12 protein-coding genes and 2 pseudogenes are annotated in these 18,180 nt (G+C 40.3%); all 14 read left to right on the forward strand.

Features of this window, described 5'->3' with window-relative positions; all coding sequences use genetic code 11:
• The first annotated feature begins 30 nt into the window (after window positions 1–30).
• Complete coding sequence (locus KO529_RS22760; RefSeq protein ID WP_252734527.1) at window positions 31–1,353, forward strand: cytochrome P450; 1,323 nt, start codon at window positions 31–33, stop codon at window positions 1,351–1,353.
• Window positions 1,354–1,357: 4 nt separating this feature from the next.
• A complete protein-coding gene (gene queG / locus KO529_RS22765) occupies window positions 1,358–2,278 on the forward strand; it encodes a tRNA epoxyqueuosine(34) reductase QueG (protein WP_215950156.1) in 921 nt (306 codons plus the stop codon).
• Between the two features lie 79 nt (window positions 2,279–2,357).
• A pseudogene (locus KO529_RS23530) lies at window positions 2,358–2,474 on the forward strand (tRNA epoxyqueuosine(34) reductase QueG); the annotation flags it as partial.
• A 79-nt stretch (window positions 2,475–2,553) separates the two neighbouring features.
• Window positions 2,554–2,670, forward strand: a pseudogene (locus KO529_RS23535) (tRNA epoxyqueuosine(34) reductase QueG); the annotation flags it as partial.
• Window positions 2,671–2,890: 220 nt separating this feature from the next.
• Complete coding sequence (locus KO529_RS22770) at window positions 2,891–5,185, forward strand: NADP-dependent malic enzyme (RefSeq protein ID WP_215950157.1); 2,295 nt, start codon at window positions 2,891–2,893, stop codon at window positions 5,183–5,185.
• Window positions 5,186–5,249: 64 nt separating this feature from the next.
• On the forward strand, window positions 5,250–5,831 hold the full coding sequence (gene ruvA / locus KO529_RS22775; protein WP_215950158.1) for a Holliday junction branch migration protein RuvA: 582 nt from the start codon (window positions 5,250–5,252) through the stop codon (window positions 5,829–5,831).
• A 5-nt stretch (window positions 5,832–5,836) separates the two neighbouring features.
• Window positions 5,837–13,018 carry a cell surface protein SprA gene (gene sprA / locus KO529_RS22780; RefSeq protein WP_215950159.1) on the forward strand — a complete coding sequence of 2,394 codons (7,182 nt, stop codon included), beginning with the start codon at window positions 5,837–5,839 and terminating at the stop codon, window positions 13,016–13,018.
• 121 nt (window positions 13,019–13,139) lie between these two features.
• On the forward strand, window positions 13,140–13,520 hold the full coding sequence (gene gcvH / locus KO529_RS22785; RefSeq protein WP_215950160.1) for a glycine cleavage system protein GcvH: 381 nt from the start codon (window positions 13,140–13,142) through the stop codon (window positions 13,518–13,520).
• 37 nt (window positions 13,521–13,557) lie between these two features.
• Entirely contained in the window at window positions 13,558–13,914 is a 357-nt protein-coding gene (locus tag KO529_RS22790; protein WP_215950161.1) for a VanZ family protein, read from the forward strand.
• 243 nt (window positions 13,915–14,157) lie between these two features.
• Entirely contained in the window at window positions 14,158–14,868 is a 711-nt protein-coding gene (locus tag KO529_RS22795; protein ID WP_215950162.1) for an energy transducer TonB, read from the forward strand.
• Window positions 14,869–15,102: 234 nt separating this feature from the next.
• Complete coding sequence (gene cyoE / locus KO529_RS22800; protein WP_215950163.1) at window positions 15,103–16,002, forward strand: heme o synthase; 900 nt, start codon at window positions 15,103–15,105, stop codon at window positions 16,000–16,002.
• A 5-nt stretch (window positions 16,003–16,007) separates the two neighbouring features.
• Window positions 16,008–16,589 carry a cytochrome c oxidase subunit 3 gene (locus KO529_RS22805; protein ID WP_215950164.1) on the forward strand — a complete coding sequence of 194 codons (582 nt, stop codon included), beginning with the start codon at window positions 16,008–16,010 and terminating at the stop codon, window positions 16,587–16,589.
• Between the two features lie 147 nt (window positions 16,590–16,736).
• Window positions 16,737–17,711, forward strand: a complete 975-nt coding sequence (locus tag KO529_RS22810) for a cytochrome c oxidase subunit 3 (protein WP_215950165.1) — start codon at window positions 16,737–16,739, stop codon at window positions 17,709–17,711.
• Window positions 17,712–17,766: 55 nt separating this feature from the next.
• A complete protein-coding gene (locus KO529_RS22815) occupies window positions 17,767–18,150 on the forward strand; it encodes a cytochrome C oxidase subunit IV family protein (protein ID WP_215950166.1) in 384 nt (127 codons plus the stop codon).
• Window positions 18,151–18,180 lie beyond the last annotated feature (30 nt).

Here is an 18,180-nt window from a genome sequence, read left to right on the forward strand (position 1 = left end):
GCGGAAGAACCCCACTTTTAAATATTCAATTTGAAGTTAGTATCAAGGTTTCAGGTCTTAAAAAATGCGGGGAGAATCCTAAAAAATCCTTTGCCCTTTCATCATGAAAATTTTGAGGCATATGGGGATTGTTTTAAAGTACAATTAAGTTCCAAGGAAATAGTCCTTTTTACCAGAAGCCCCGGATTAATAAAGCATATTCTTCAAAAACAACATAGGAAATACGAAAAATCCTCTTTGCAAACAGTGGATTTGGCCAAGTACGTTGGTCATGGTATTCTAACCTCCAGTGGTGAACATTGGCGCACTCATAGAAGAATGGTGCAGCCAGCTTTTCACAAGAAAAAGCTCCATAATTTAATGGGGGTCATGAGGGAGGCCATACTACTGGAACTGGAACGTATAGAGCCTGGGATGGAGCAGGATGTTTTTCCACTTATGGGCGATCTTGCATTTCAGGTTGTTGCCAAATCCCTTTTTAGTAATTCGGATATTCGCGAAAGGATGTCACGACTCCAACATATTACCGAGGCCAATCAGCGCATGTTGATCAAAGAAATGCGGCAACCATATCTAAAATGGTGGTATAGACTCAGTGGTAAAATAGATAAGCACTTGAAAATGGCCGGTGAAGGCAAGAGGCTACTTTTGGATATTGTTGAAGAGCGGAGGAGATCTGGATTGGAAAAAGATGATTTGTTGGATATGCTTCTTAGGGCACGTTATGATGATGGCACCCCAATGCCAGATGGGCAATTGTTGGATGAAGTGTTGATTCTTTTTATAGCAGGTCATGAAACCACAGCCAATGCACTTAGTTTCACCCTGTTTCTTTTGGCTAAAAATCCGGCAATGCAGGATCAAGTTTATGAGGAAGTGTCAAAGGTTGATTTTGAGGACAGTAATGTTGATTTAATGCAAGGAGTGATGCAGCTTCAATTTGTTAAACAATGTATAGAGGAAGCATTACGGTTGTATCCACCAGCTTATGTAATAGATAGGGTGGCCACCGAAGATGATATGTTTGAAGATATTGAACTACCAAAAGGTACCATGGTGCTTATGTCCATTTACGAATTACACCGCTATGGCCATTTTTGGAACAGGCCATTGGAATATGACCCAAGTAGATTTAAGGAAGCGGACAAAAAGGATTATGGGGACTATTATTATCCATTTGGGGCGGGTCCCAGAATGTGTGTGGGCAATAATTTTGCCATGTATGAAATGATCATTGCCATAGCGGAAATTGTGAAGAAATATAGCATATCCAGCACTTTGAAAAACGTAGAGATCAATCCTTTGATTTCACTTAAGCCAAAGAACGTACCTTTACTGTTTACCGAAAGATAATTTTTTGAAGAAGATTCATAAACATACCCAGCTTATAAAGGCCGAAGCCAAACGCCTCGGCTTTTTGTCGTGCGGTATCTCCAAGGCCGAATTTTTGGAGGAGGAAGCCCCTAGATTGGAAAAGTGGCTCAATAAGAACATGTATGGGGAAATGGGCTATATGGAAAACCATTTCGATAAACGATTGGATCCTACCAAATTGGTGGAAGGGTCTAAATCCGTAATTTCCCTTCTGCTTAATTATTTCCCGGAAGAATCTCAAAAAGAAAACACCTTTAAGGTGTCAAAATATGCCTACGGACAGGATTACCATCATGTCATTAAATCCAAACTAAAGGAACTACAAGAATTTATTGCCCAAGAAATTGGGGAAGTGCACGGTAGGGCTTTTGTGGATTCCGCACCTGTCCTGGATAAGGCTTGGGCGGCAAAGAGCGGATTGGGTTGGATAGGAAAACACAGTAATCTGCTGACGCAGCAAGTGGGATCTTTTTACTTTATAGCCGAATTGATAGTGGACTTGGAACTGGAGTACGACCATAGGGTAACCGATCATTGTGGTACCTGTACTGCCTGTATCGATGCTTGCCCCACCCAGGCAATAGTGGAGCCTTATGTGGTAGATGGCAGTAAGTGCATATCTTACCTTACCATCGAATTAAAGAACGAGATGCCTACAGAATTCAAAGGCAAAATGGACGATTGGATGTTTGGTTGTGATGTGTGTCAGGATGTATGCCCTTGGAACCGATTTTCTAAACCCCATCGCGAACCATTGTTCAATCCCAATCCCCAATTACTTTCAATGACCAAAAAGGATTGGGAAGAAATTACGGAGGATGTCTTTAAGAAGGTGTTCCAGAAGTCTGCCGTAAAGCGCACCAAATTCTCCGGTTTAAAACGAAACATTGAGTTTTTGAAGTAGGACGGAAGTTTAATTTTTTTAGGACCCATTATCGTTATCGGAACTTATCCCCCTCCTTGGGAAGGGTCAGGGGAGGTCGACCAAAAAAGATTGGGAGGAAATTACGGAGGATGTTTTTAAGAAGGTGTTCCAGAAATCAGCCGTAAAACGCACTAAATTCTCTGGTTTAAAACGCAACATTGAGTTTTTGAATTAGGCATTAGGTTGGTTATTTTTTAGACTTATTTTCGTTATAGGAACTTATCCCCCTCCTTGGGAGGGGTCAGGGGAGGTCGACCAAAAAGGACTGGGAGGAAATTACGGAGGATGTCTTTAAGTAGGTATTCCAGAAATCCGCCGTAAAGCGTACTAAATTCTCCGGTTTAAAACGAAACATTGAGTTTTTGAAGTAGGACGGAAGTTGAGCTTTTTAGACCAATAATCGTTTTGGGAGCCCATCCCTCTCCTTGGGAATGCCTGTCCCGCCTTTTGGCCAGAGGTCTGGGGAGGCCGTGTATTGGGGTATTTGAATATTGAATTACTTTTCCTCTTTTACAACTATGATAGATTACTTTTTTAAATTCTATTAATTTAAAGAATACTGTTAACTTTGTTTTTCTAATACCACACTATATGAGCAAGCAAAAGACAAGAAGGGAAGCACTGGTGTATCACGCCAAACCGCAACCTGGGAAGATAAAAATAGTTCCTACCAAGCCTTATGCTACCCAAAGGGATCTGGGTCTTGCATATTCCCCTGGTGTGGCCGAGCCCTGCCTGGAAATAGCCAAAAACAAGGATAACGTATACAAGTATACGGCCAAAGGAAATATAGTGGCCGTAATATCCAATGGAACTGCTGTCCTAGGATTGGGCGATATTGGACCCGAGGCTTCAAAGCCGGTGATGGAAGGCAAGTGCTTGCTATTTAAGATTTTCGCCGATATAGACGGAATAGATATTGAATTGGATACCACCGATGTTGAAAAATTCATAGAAACAGTAAAGATAATTGCCCCAACATTCGGGGGTATAAATTTGGAGGATATAAAGGCTCCTGAAGCTTTTGAAATAGAAAGACGTTTAAAAGAAGAGCTGGATATTCCGGTAATGCACGACGATCAACACGGAACAGCTATAATATCCTCTGCTGCCCTTTTGAACGCTTTGGTGCTTACCAATAAAAAAATTAGTGATGTCCGTATCGTTGTAAGTGGAGCAGGTGCGGCTGCCGTTTCCTGCACCCGTCTGTACAAGGCATTTGGGGCAAGTGACAAAAACATAGTAATGTTGGATAGTAAAGGGGTTATCCGCAGTGATCGGGATAACCTGACTTCAGAGAAATTGGAGTTTGCGACAGATAGAAAGATCGATACCTTGGAAGAAGCAATGAAAGATGCTGATGTATTTATTGGTCTTTCGGTGAAGGATATCGTTTCTGAAAAAATGTTATTGTCCATGGCTAAAGATCCTATAGTTTTTGCCATGGCCAATCCAGATCCGGAAATAGATTACAACCTGGCCATAAAAACCAGAAAGGATATTATCATGGCCACAGGTAGGTCCGACCATCCTAATCAAGTGAACAATGTTTTAGGATTTCCTTTTATTTTTAGAGGGGCATTGGATGTCAGGGCCACCAAGATAAATGAAGCTATGAAAATGGCTGCAGTAAAGGCTTTGGCGGAACTTACCAAGGAGCCCGTTCCGGAACAGGTGAATATTGCTTATGGACAAACAAGGTTGACTTTTGGGCGGGATTATATAATTCCAAAACCCTTCGATCCAAGATTGATATCTGAAATACCACCTGCCGTTGCAAAGGCGGCCATGAAAAGTGGAGTGGCCAAAATGCCCATTGATGATTGGGACAGATATAAAGAGGAGCTACTACAGCGTTCTGGTAACGATAACAAGATAGTTAGATTGCTACACGATCGTGCCAGAATAAACCCTAAAAGAATTGTTTATGCGGAGGCCGACCATTTGGACGTACTAAAAGCGGCCCAAATTGCCTACGAAGAAGGCTTGGCAACGCCAATTTTATTGGGGAATAAAGCGGTTATTGCGGAATTGATGCAGGAACTGGAATTCGATGCCGATATACTCGTTATAGATTCCCATGCGGATGAAGCCAATGATAAGAGAAATCATTATGCTTCCAAATATTTTGAAAATAGGCAGCGTAGTGGGGTAAGTCTTTTCAGTGCCCGTGCAAAGATGAGGGAGCGTAACTATTTTGCTGCAATGATGGTTTTGGAGGGAGATGCGGATGGAATGATTTCCGGATATTCCAGGGCATATCCAACCGTGGTGAAACCGGTATTCGAGGTAATCGGAAGGGCTGCCAATGTTAAGAAAGTGTCTACCGTAAACATTATGATTACCGAAAGGGGTCCATTGTTTTTAGCCGATACTTCCATCAACATTGATCCCAGTGCCGAGGAAATTGCCGAAATTGCCAAGATGACGGCCAATGTAGCCGTTACTTTTGGCTTTAGCCCCGTAATGGCCCTATTGTCCTATGCTAATTTTGGGTCTTCTACACATCCTCGTGCTACCAAAGTAAAGGAAGCTGTAAAAATATTGCATGCTACCAACCCGGAATTGGTAGTGGATGGAGAACTGCAAATCGATTTTGCTTTGAACAAAGAATTGCACCAGGGTAAATTTCCCTTTTCCAAATTGTCCGGTAAAAAAGTAAATACCCTTATTTTTCCAAATTTGGAGTCGGCCAATATTACCTATAAGCTGCTGAAGGAATTGAACCAAGCAGATTCCATTGGTCCTATCATGGTAGGTTTAAGACGTTCCGTGCACATCCTTCAATTGGGGGCCAGTGTGGACGAGATGGTCAATATGACTGCTGTTGCGGTTATTGATGCCCAAGAAAGGGAGAAGAGAAAATTGGCAAAAACACAAAAATAAAATAGTTGAAATAAATTCAAGTTTCAAATTTCTGAAACCTGAATTCTGAAACCGTTGTTAACTAATGATTACCCATTTAAAAGGAAAACTTGTTGAAAAAAATCCCACCCATATTGTAATCGAATGTGCGGGAGTGGGGTATTTTGTAAATATTTCGTTGCACACGTTTTCAAAAATTGGGGATTCGGAAAGCATTCAACTATACACCCATCTACAAGTAAAGGAAGATTCACATACTTTGTTCGGTTTCTCCGAAAAGTCCGAAAGGGAGATATTTAGATTGCTGTTGTCGGTATCCGGAATAGGATCCAGCACGGCTAGAACTATGTTGTCCTCCCTGTCTCCGGGTCAAATTAGGGATGCTATTGCAACTGGGGATGTGCCTACTATTCAGGGAATCAAGGGTATCGGCGCCAAAACGGCACAACGGGTAATTCTGGACCTAAAGGACAAGGTTTTAAAAGTCTACGATATTGATGAACTTTCCATCCCATCAAACAATACAAATAAAGATGAAGCGTTATCTGCATTAGAGGTTCTTGGTTTTGTCCGCAAGCAAGCTGAAAAGGTTGTGGATAAAGTAGTTGCCCAAGACCCTGGACTAAGCGTAGAGGACATTATAAAATTTGCGCTTAAAAATTTATAACAAGTTTGAAAAAAGGGGCAAAATTTTATCTTAAATCATCATTTAAGCTTATCATCCTACTATTTATTTTCTTGGGCTCAACGGGTACTTCCGTGGCACAGGAAATAGAAGGGGAAGATGCAATTGGGCAGGAAGTAGATTCACTAAAAACGGGTGTTGCTCTGGGGAAATTGAAAATGGAAAACCCGGACAGCATAGTTTCAAAATATACTTATGATCCCAATCTGGACAGATATATCTATACGGTAAGTGTTGGGGATTTTGATATTAATTATCCCGTAATCCTTACTCCGGACCAATACTTGGAGTTGGTACGCCGGGAGGGTATGAAATCTTATTTTAAAGAAAAAATTGATGCCTTTTCGGGTAAAAAGGAGGGTAGTGAGGCGGCTCGCAAAAATTTACTTCCCAACTTCTATGTAAATAATAGCTTTTTTGAAAGTGTCTTTGGCGGTAATACCATTGAGGTGATTCCACAAGGATCGGTGGCGATGGATCTTGGGGTTATATGGCAGAAAAACGATAACCCATCCCTGTCCCCACGTAACCGGACCAACCTTTCCTTTGATTTTGACCAACGGATAAGTTTAAGTATGTTGGGCAAAATTGGGGAGCGACTTCAGGTAACAGCCAATTATGATACCGAGGCTACCTTTGATTTTCAGAATTTAGTAAAGTTGGATTATACTCCATCTGAGGATGATATACTTCAAAAGATAGAAGTAGGTAATGTTAGTATGCCTCTAAATAGTTCCTTGATTACCGGGGCACAGAGCCTTTTTGGGGTAAAGACCGAACTGCAATTTGGGAAGACCAGGGTTACGGCCGTATTTTCGGAACAAAGGTCACAAAGCAATACTGTAGTGGCACAAGGTGGAGGTACGGTTAACGACTTCGAACTTAGGGCCCAGGATTACGACTCGGACAAACACTTTTTCTTGGCCCATTATTTTAGGGATAATTATGATGCCGCGCTTGTTAACTATCCTTATATAAGAAGCCAGGTCCAAATTACAAGGTTGGAAGTATGGATTACCAATAGGAGCCAACAAACTGTGAATATTAGAAACGTTGTTGCTATCCAGGATTTAGGGGAGGTACAACCCGGAAAAACCAGGATAGGGCAAAACAATGGAGATCCGGCCGGATTCTTCAATAGTTCCGCTGCCGGTAATTTGCCAAGGAACGGTGCCAATGATTATGATCCTCTCCAAATTGCATCTGGAGGCGCGCTTACAAGCAGTATTCGCGATATAGCCACTGTTCAATCAGGTTTTAATGTGCCCGGCTATACCGTAAATCAGGGGTTTGATTATGCTATTTTGGAGAATGCCAGAAAACTGGAACAGGGCCGGGATTTTACCTTTAATCCACAGCTGGGCTATATATCCCTAAATCAAAGATTGAGCAATGATGAAGTCCTTGGGGTAGCCTTTCAATACACTTATAATGGGGAAGTTTATCAGGTAGGAGAGTTCGCCAACGGTGGCGTAGATGCTACTACGGTGTCTCCTGGTGCAGAAATTCCGGTTAACAACAATACATTGATCCTTAAGTTGTTAAAGAGTAATATTACCAATGTTGTAGATCCTATATGGGATCTTATGATGAAGAATATTTACGCCACTGGCGCTTATCAATTAAGTCAGGAGGATTTTAAGTTGAACATTTTATATGCCGAAACCACTCCAAGAAATTATATAACACCAGCGGAATCAGGTGTCGGCTCTGGTTGGCCAACTTCCCCCAAGCCTTTGGAAGATAGGATTTTGTTGGATGTGTTTAATTTGGACAGGTTAAATGCATATAATGATCTTCAAAGTGGAGGGGATGGTTTTTTTGATTATGTGGAAGGTATTACAATAAACTCGCAAACAGGGAGCATCATATTTACCAAAGTTGAACCTTTTGGGGAATACTTATTTAACCTTTTGGGTGGTGGTACCTATGATGTGGACAATGATCAAGGCTATAATGCCAATCAAAAGAAGTACGTCTTTAGGAATATGTACTCGCTTCCAACGGCGGCTGCACAACAAGATGCGGATAAAAATAGGTTTATTCTAAAAGGAACATATAAATCACAGGGAACCAATGGTATTCCTATAGGGGCATTCAATGTTCCCCAGGGGTCTGTAAGGGTTACTGCCGGAGGTAGGCAGTTGCAGGAAGGGATAGACTATACCGTAAATTATCAGTCGGGAACGGTGCAGATTTTGGACCCAAGTTTGGAGGCTTCCAATACGCCTATCAATATTTCAGTGGAGAACAATGCGGTCTTCGGACAGCAGACCAGACGTTTTACAGGTGTAAATGTGGAGCATCAATTCAATAAGAATTTTGTGCTCGGGGGTACTTTGTTGAACCTGAATGAAAAACCCTTGACTCAAAAATCCAACTATGGTATAGAGCCTGTAAACAACACAATATTTGGCCTTAACAGTAATTTTTCCACCGAAGTTCCATTTTTGACCAGGTTGGTCAATAAATTGCCAAATATAGATACGGATGTCCCTTCCAACTTGTCAGTTCGTGGTGAAGTGGCCTTTTTAAGCCCAAGTTCTCCTAAGAATGCGGATTTTGAAGGTGAAACCACAACCTATTTGGACGATTTTGAGGGGGCACAATCCCTGATCGATATTCGTTCTTTTCTCGGATGGTCTATGGCGAGTCCGCCTGTGGAATTTGCAACCACGACTAATAGTTTGGAGTCTGGATATGGTAGGGCAAAAATGGCCTGGTATACCGTAGATCCTATTTTTTATTCCAATCAGCGGCCTACGGCATTGAGTGATGATGATATTTCCACAAACGAGACTAGAAGAATCTATATACAGGATGTTTTTAACCAAGATGTTGCCCAAGGGCAGACTTTGGCCCAAAACACCTTGGACATAGCCTATTACCCTGGTATGAAAGGACCCTATAATGCAAACCCAAATTTTACTACGGAACAACCGCAGGATAAATGGGCGGGGATAATGCGATCGTTGAGTAGTACCAATTTTGAACAGTCCAACGTGGAATATGTGCAATTTTGGGTATTGGATCCCTATGTGGATGGCATTGCAACAAGCGCTGGGGATTTGGTGATCAACCTTGGTAATATTTCCGAGGATATTCTTCCCGATGGACGGAAGCAATATGAAAATGGGTTACCTGTAGATCCCGTATCCAATGATCTTACCTATAAAACAAATTGGGGTAAGGTTCCTGCAACCCAGTCTTTAATATATGCCTTTGATGCAGACCAGAATAACAGAGGTTTGCAGGATATTGGTTTTGATGGTTTAACCGATGCTGAGGAGGCTAGTTATACTTTTGAGGGTGGAATTACCTATAATGGCCCTGCGGAAGATCCTGCGCTGGATAATTACGAGTACTTTCTGAACAGGGAAGGTAGTATTTTGGAACGATATCTTAATTACAATAACCCGGATGGTAACTCTCCCGTACAATTGAGCAATTCTGACAGGGGGTCCACTACTTTGCCCGATGTAGAGGATATAGACAGGGACGGAACCATGAATACGGTAAATAGTTATTACGAGTACCGTATCAATATTAAACCAGGAACTACTGTTAATGACAAGTACGTAACGGATATTAAGGAAGGGGTTACCAGGTCTTTGCCCAACGGCAATACCTTGAACGAACGATGGATACAGTACAAGATACCTTTGTCCGATTTTACGGATGCGGTGGGCGGTATAAGCGATTTTAGGTCAATAAGCTTTATGCGGATGTACCTAACAGGATTTTCAAGTAATGTGGTATTGCGTTTTGCTACCTTGGACCTAGTGCGCGGAGATTGGCGTACTTATGCCAAATCTTTACAACCGGATGTAGACGGAGATCCTACCGATGATGGTACTTTGGTGGATGTTAACGCTGTCAATGTAGAGGAAAATGCTGCGCGAACCCCAATACCTTATGTTTTGCCACCAGGTGTAGTACGTGAAAGGCTTAACAACAACAATACCATTATTAGGCAAAATGAACAGTCATTGTCCTTTGTGGTGGAGAACTTGGAACCTCAGGATTCCAGAGGGGTATTTAAAAATTTGGATATCGATGTAAGGCAATATAAACGCTTAAAAATGTTTATGCATGCCGAAGAAATTGTAGAATCCGACTATGCCAATGACGAGACGCCCTTGGTAGGATTTATAAGGATCGGTTCGGATTTTACACAGAATTTTTATCAGATAGAATTGCCCTTACAACTAACGCCTCATGGAGCAAGTTCGGACAGCGAAATTTGGCCGGATGTAAATGAACTGGACCTTTCATTGGATGATCTGTCCAAGGTAAAATCTACCGGAATCGCAGCCCAAACCCTGAGCACCATTAATTATTATGAAATAGACAATGGTGAGGTGGTCCAAGTAAATGAATTTGACCCAAGAACACTGGGTAAATTACGTATTGGTATCCGTGGAAATCCTTCTTTAGGCGGTATCCGTAGTATGATGGTAGGGGTTAAGAACGATGATAATCTTCCAGCTAGGGGAGAGGTCTGGTTTAACGAACTACGTCTATCAGGATTGGATAATAACGGGGGATGGGCGGCTATAGCTGCCATGGATATGAATATGGCAGATTTTGCCAATGTGTCCGCCACTGGTAGTAAAAGTACTTCCGGGTTCGGGGCCATAGATCAAATGCCCAATGAACGGGCACGTGAGGATGCCATTTCCTATGATGTGGTCACCAATGTAAATATTGGTCAATTGTTCCCAAAAAATTGGGGCCTGCAACTACCTTTTAATTATGGTATTTCGGAGCAGTTGATTACTCCTGAATTTGATCCTGTCTATGATGATCTAAAATTGGAAGATCGCATTGCAGCTGCCGAAACACCGGAAGACGCCGAAGCAATTAGACAGCAAGGGGAGGATTATACCAAGAGGACCAGTATAAATTTTATTGGGGTAAGAAAGGATAGGGGCGAAGAGGCCGAGGCCAATTTTTACGATATAGAGAACTTTACCTTTAATTATTCCTATAACGAGGTGAACCATAGGGATTTTGAGATCGATGAGCTAAGGGATCAGAATGTGGTAACAGGATTTGTTTATAACCATAATTTTAAACCCCTTCCCGTAGAACCGTTTGCCAAGAAGGATTCCTTGTTTACAGGGAAATATTGGAAATGGCTGAAAGATTTAAATCTGAATGTTTTGCCCGCCAGCGTTTCACTTCAATCCAATATCAACCGATCTTTTAATCAGCAAAAGTTCAGGGATGTTTTTGAGCCAGGGGTAGAAAAGTTGGATCTGCCATTTCTACAACAAAGGAATTATCTTTTCAATTGGCAGTATGCTATCAACTATAGCCTAACAAAATCCTTACGCTTAAATCTTACCGCTTCCAACAATAATATTGTAAGGAATTATTTTTCGGAAGATGGTAATCCGGATTCGGAAATAGATCAGGCCCTAGGATTGTGGGATGGATTTTTCGATCTTGGAGAGCCCAATAGGCATTCACAGGAAATGCAATTGAATTATGAACTGCCCTTGAGCAAAATTCCTGCTTTCGATTTTATAAATGCCCAATACACCTATACCAGTAATTTTGACTGGCAAAGGGGAGGGGATGCTTTGAACGAAGTGGCCGGAGAGGATATAAACACGGTGCAGAATGCCAGTACACATAATTTAACGGCATCCTTGACCATGCAAAAATTCTATGATTTCCTCGGTTTGGGTAGGAAAGATACCAAAGGGGCAGTTGCAAAACCGACTCGCTTGGATAAAGCGGGCAACCCTGCATCCAAAGAAGATGCTAAAAATAATAATAAGGCGACCGGCACAGGGTACAATGCTTTTATAGATGTGCTTACCATGGTGAAACGTGTAAATGTTACCTATAGTCAAAACAATGGTAAGGTGTTACCTGGTTATACCAGGTCTGTAGGTTTTATTGGTACGGCAAAACCAACCATTGGATTTGTTTTTGGTAGCCAGGCCGATGTTAGATATGAGGCGGCCAGAAACGGATGGCTGACCACTTTCCCGGAATTTAACCAACAATATATACAGAATACCAATAAGCAGTTAAATATAACGGCAACGGCTCAACCCACTAGGGATTTAACTATAGACCTTGTGGCCGATAGGCAAATGTCCGAAAGTTACCAGGAAACTTTTAACGTAGAGGATTTGGGCAATGACGCATTTGAATATGTGAATCTTTTAGGGAATAACTACGGTAATTTTAGTATTTCTACTTTAATGATCGGTACCGTTTTTGATAAAAGTGACGAATTTAGCTCGGACAGCTTTCAAACCTTCAAAGAAAACAGGATTACAATAGCCAATAGGATTGTTGCCGAAAGAAACCATGATACCGGTGAGGTGGATGACGATGGTTTTCCCGAAAGATATGGTAAGACAAGCCAAGATGTTTTGCTGCCCGCTTTTTTTGCCGCTTATACGGGGAAGGATCCCAACAAGGTAAGTTTGGATGCTTTTAGAAGTATTCCAATTCCCAATTGGAACATTAAATATACCGGATTAATGCGCAATCCTTGGTTTAAGAAGAAATTTAAGCGTTTTTCCCTAAGCCATGGATATAGATCGGCCTACAGTATAAATTCGTTTCAGACCAATTTAACGCGTACACAGTTGATCAATGAGGGTATGGAGCCGATAAACTCGGAGACCCAGGACTTTTTGCCGGTCAATATTATGAACAATGTGGTGCTTACGGATCAGTTTAATCCATTGATGAGGGTAGATTTTGAAATGCAAAACTCGCTTAGTATACTTGCGGAAATTAGAACGGATAGGGCGTTGTCCTTGAGTTTTGACAATAGCTTATTAACAGAGATCAGTGGCAAGGAGTATACGGTAGGGCTCGGGTATCGTATTAAGGATGTTAAATTTGTGACCAATATAGGAGGTGAACAGCAGCGCTTAAAAGGGGATTTGAACCTTAAGGCGGATGTAACCCTTAGGGATAATATTACCATTATAAGAAACTTGGACATAGATAACAATCAAATAACTTCCGGGCAAAATTTAATGTCGGTGAAATTTGTTGCCGATTACGCCTTGAGCAAAAGTTTAAACGCCCTGTTTTTTTACGATCATTCGTTTTCAAAATTTGCAGTGTCCACGGCTTTCCCACAAACTTCTATAAATACCGGATTTACTTTAAGGTATAATTTTGGGAACTAGTTGAACAAGGAGGTATAAGACATAAAGGTATTTATTTTTATAAGGTGTTTAAAAGTTTAAATGAGTTTTTTGATAAACATAAGATATTCTTTTACATTTGTTGCCTTAACAAATTTAGATAATGAATATACCTTCAGATTTAAAGTACACAAAAGACCATGAATGGGTCAGAATAGAGGGTGATACTGCTATAGTCGGTATTACTGATTTTGCCCAAGGAGAACTGGGAGATATTGTTTATGTGGAAGTGGAGACCTTGGATGAGACCTTGGACAAGGATGAGGTTTTTGGAACGGTTGAGGCCGTAAAGACAGTTTCCGATCTTTTTCTTCCCTTAAGCGGTGAAATCATAGCTTTTAATGAATCGTTAGAGGACGAACCGGAAAAAGTAAATACCGATCCTTATGGTGATGGTTGGATCATTAAAGTTAAAATAAGCGATTCTTCCGAAGTAGAGAGCTTGCTTGGGGATGCGGAGTACAAAGAACTTGTAGGTGCCTAAAAAATATTTTTTCACAATCTTATTTATAAGCTGGGTGGTGTTCATAACAACGCTCAGCTTATTTTCTTTTGAGGAAGAGAGCTTACCTTCTGTAGATATTCCACATTTTGACAAGCTGGTACATTTTTCTTTTTATTTTGTATTTACGGCTTTGGGTTGTTTGTCCTTTAGGGAAATTGATCGTAGAAATACTCCATTGAGGAAAGTAATTGTGAAAATAATTTTGTACGCCGTTATTTATGGTATAATTATTGAAGTGCTTCAAGGTGTGGCCACAAAGGATAGAGAGCCCGATTTGCTGGATGTTCTGGCGAATAGTTTGGGGGCATTGTTCGGAAGTTTTACGGTAAAATACATTTTCTCTGGAAAAACTCCTTTAAAGTGGATGAAATAGTGTTTTTTTTGAGTAATTTGGGGGTGTGTTCTAAATAAGGGGTGCAACCTACTGGTTCTTAGTGGAATGGATATTTAAGAAGTGGGTTTCTTCTAATTTGTCGCGTTCAGGGCCTTTAGTTGCATATAAAAGGATGCTTTGGAGCCCAATGACCTGTTTAAATTTATTTGTATTTTTTTTAACAAAAAGTTTTAAACAGATAAAATAAATATATAAATTAGCGAACATTAAAAATTAAGAATTATGGAACTTAAAAAGAATCCGAAGGCAGATTTGACAAGAAATAGCGGGCTTTATTTCGTTATTGGTCTTGTTTTGGTTATGGCATTGACTTATATCGCTTTCGAATGGAAGACCTATGACGATGACAATAATTTTGATTACACCATGAATGTGGAGGATACTTTGGATGAAGAAGTTCCTATGACCGAACAAATTAAGACGCCACCACCCCCACCACCCCCAGCTGCACCTGAAATCATTGAGGTTGTAGAAGATGAGGAGGAAGTGGAAGAAACTGTAATTGAATCTACCGAAACCAGTCAAGAGGAAGAAGTAATTGAGGTAGCCGATGTTGAGGTGGAAGAGGTAGAGGAAGATTTGGATATACCTTTTGCGGTTATCGAGGATGTTCCTATTTTTCCAGGTTGTGAAAATGAGCCAAAAAGTAAATTGAGGGATTGTTTCAACTCCATGATGCAGAAGCATATCGGAAAAAACTTCCGATATCCTGAAATTGCCCAGGAAATGGGGGTTCAAGGTAGGGTTAACGTAATGTTTGTTATCCAAAAAGACGGAAGCATCGGGAACGTAAGGATGAGAGGTCCAGATAAAAATTTGGAGGAAGAAGCGGCAAGGATTATTAGTAAATTGCCTAAAATGACTCCAGGGAAGCAAAGAGGTAGAGCAGTTCGTGTACCGTTTAGTATTCCAATTACGTTCAAACTGCAATAGTTGAAATCTAAAATATATTTAAAATCCCGAGCCAACGCTCGGGATTTTTTTTTTTTTTTTTTTTTTTTGTTCCAAAAAGATTTAAGTACACATAGGTCAATAGAAGGGAAAGTGTATTCCTTGGGTATGTTGAGGCTTCTACCTATCTTTTTTAGTTAATTCATATAAACATGTTTATTTGGTTGCAAAAAATTCTTATGAGGTGTATCTTTGCGGTCCATTTAAAAAATGTAAATGAAAACGGCGGTCGGTTCTGTGAAAAACACCTCTTTAGCGGTATATTTTGCTGACTTTAAAGAAATTACCAAAGCAAGGCTCGCTGTAAGTGTGGTCTTTTCTTCCATAGCAGGATATTTTCTGGGTGCTGTTGAAATCAATTTCTCCTCGGTAATGCTTTTGGCTTTTGGAGGCTATTGTATGGTAGGGGCTTCCAATGCCTATAATCAAGTTATAGAAAAAGATCTGGATGCTTTAATGAGCCGTACCAAGAACAGGCCTATACCTGCGGGTAGAATGTCCGTAGCCACGGCTATGACCATTGCTGTTCTGATGACAATTTTGGGAATCGTAGCCTTGTATTTTCTTAACCCCAAGACGGCCATGTTCGGTGCTATCTCCATTTTTTTGTACACAAGTGTCTATACGCCTTTGAAGACTAAAACGCCCTTGGCTGTCTTTGTAGGTGCCTTTCCTGGTGCTATTCCCTTTATGTTGGGATGGGTGGCAGCCACCGATAATTTTGGAATAGAGCCCGGTACCTTGTTTATGATACAGTTTTTTTGGCAGTTTCCACATTTCTGGGCCTTAGGTTGGATGTTGGACGAGGATTATAAGAAAGGTGGTTTTAAAATGCTTCCTACTGGTAAAAAGGATAAGGGTACCGCTTTGCAAATAATTATGTACACCATTTGGATGATGATTATTTCGGTGATTCCGGTATTTGGTTTTACGGGAAGGTTGCAATTATCAATTGTAGCGGCCATTATTGTTTTTTTAATGGGAACGGTAATGTTGTTCTTCGCTTTTCGATTATATGAAAAAAGGGATAATGCTTCCGCAAGGAAATTAATGTTGGCCAGTGTAAGTTATATTACATTGATGCAAGTGGTATATGTAATGGATAAATTTATTTAATAAGGATGGACTTAACGCAGGGTACGGGAAAAGAGAAAAACGCTAGGGCAAAGAAGATGATGCTCTGGTTCGGAATTGTGAGCTTGCTAATGGGATTTGCTGGTTGGACCAGCGCCTATATTGTGAGTAGTTCTCGTGAGGATTGGATTAAGGACCTGACGTTGCCATCATCGTTTTTGGTGAGTACCATTGTTCTAATTATAAGTAGTATTACTTATATTATGGCAAAGAAAGCCATAAGGCAAGATAGGGTAAAACAGTGTACCACATGGTTATTGTTGACTCTGGTCCTGGGAATTGCCTTTATAATATTGCAATTCAACGGATTTTCACAGATGGTTGCCAACGGTTACTATTTTACCGGACCTACGAGCAATATTAAAATGTCCTATGTTTTTTTAATAGCCGCTGTACATATTGTTCACGTTGTTGCCGGTATTATTTCCCTTTTGGTGGTTATTGCCAATCACTTGCGAAATAAGTATTCCTCCGAGGAAATGCTCGGTTTGGAACTAGGTGCTACGTTTTGGCATTTTTTGGATATTCTTTGGGTTTACTTAATTCTTTTCATGTATTTCGTGAACTAAAAAGGAGCTAATTCTTTGGTAATTAGAAGGTATTCTAGGTACGCTTATTTAGAATGGGTTTTTTTTGCCATTTTTAAAAGGCAAAAATTTTGTTTAGCCGAAAAAAATGTAAATTTGTGAAAATTTTATTAACGCTATAATTTTTATATGGATTCTACGGTTACTACGGGTACAGAAGAAAATGTCTGGGGTGGAGGAAATCAACCTCTAGGCGCAAGTTACGGAAAGTTGATGATGTGGTTTTTTCTTGTGTCCGATGCTTTGACGTTTTCTGGCTTTCTTGCTGCATACGGTTTTTCTAGATTTAAGTTTATAGAAACTTGGCCAATCGCCGATGAGGTGTTTACCCACGTTCCGTTTTTTCATGGGAACTATCCTATGTATTATGTAGCGTTCATGACCTTTATTTTAATTATGTCTTCTGTAACCATGGTTTTGGCTGTTGATGCAGGACATAAATTACAAAAGACAAAGGTAATCTGGTATATGTTCCTTACTATTATTGGAGGGGCAATATTCGTAGGTTCACAGGCTTGGGAATGGGCAACTTTTATAAAAGGTGATTTTGGAGCTTTGGAAACCAAAGGAGGTAGGGTGTTACAATTTGTTAGTGCCGATTCAGGTGATCGTCTTGCCATAAGGGATTTTGCCGAGACGCTGCATGAAGAAAGAGTTGATCATGAAAAGAAGAACGGAATTTGGTACTACAAAGGAGATGCTTTGCCTAGTTACTCATTGAATGAGGTGGTTGAAGGGGTAAAGACCAATCCCAATGTTTTAATACGTACGGAATTAATAAATGAGGATGGTCATAAAACAGTTTTGACAAGGGATGAAACTTTGAAAAAATTAAATGACGCTGTGCTTGTTGTGGAAGGAGCCAATCTGGTGAGGAATGAGTATGGAAGTAGGTTGTTTGCCGATTTCTTTTTCTTTATCACAGGTTTTCACGGTTTTCACGTGTTTTCCGGTGTAGTGATCAACTGTATTATATTTTTTAATGTTATTCTTGGTACCTATGAGAGAAGAGGGCATTATGAAATGGTGGAAAAAGTTGGGTTATACTGGCACTTTGTAGATTTGGTATGGGTATTTGTATTTACCTTCTTCTACTTGGTGTAATTGGCTTAGAATAAAAATTTATCCTTTAAAGAATATATAAAAAATAGAATTAGAAATGGCACACGAACATAAACTCGAAATTTTTAGAGGTCTGTTGAAGTTTAAGTCCAACACCCAAAAAATATGGGGAGTACTAATATTCCTTACTTTGGTGACCATAGTTGAAGTTGGATTGGGGATTGCAAAGCCAGAGGCCTTGACCCATTCATATTTCCTTGGAATGAAAGTCTTGAATTGGATTTTTATAATATTGACCTTGGTAAAGGCTTATTATATTGCATGGGACTTTATGCACCTTAGGGATGAAAAGAGTTCTTTGAGAAGGGCTATTGTATGGACTCCAATATTTCTAGTGGCCTACCTTATTTTTATTCTTCTCTTTGAAGCAGATTATATATACCACGTTTATAGCGATGGCTTCGTTAAGTGGAATTTCTAACGAATAATTAACAGCTTAAAAAGACGGTAT

It is taken from the genome of Arenibacter algicola (assembly GCF_018860365.1).
In the GTDB taxonomy this organism is placed as follows: domain Bacteria; phylum Bacteroidota; class Bacteroidia; order Flavobacteriales; family Flavobacteriaceae; genus Arenibacter; species Arenibacter algicola_B.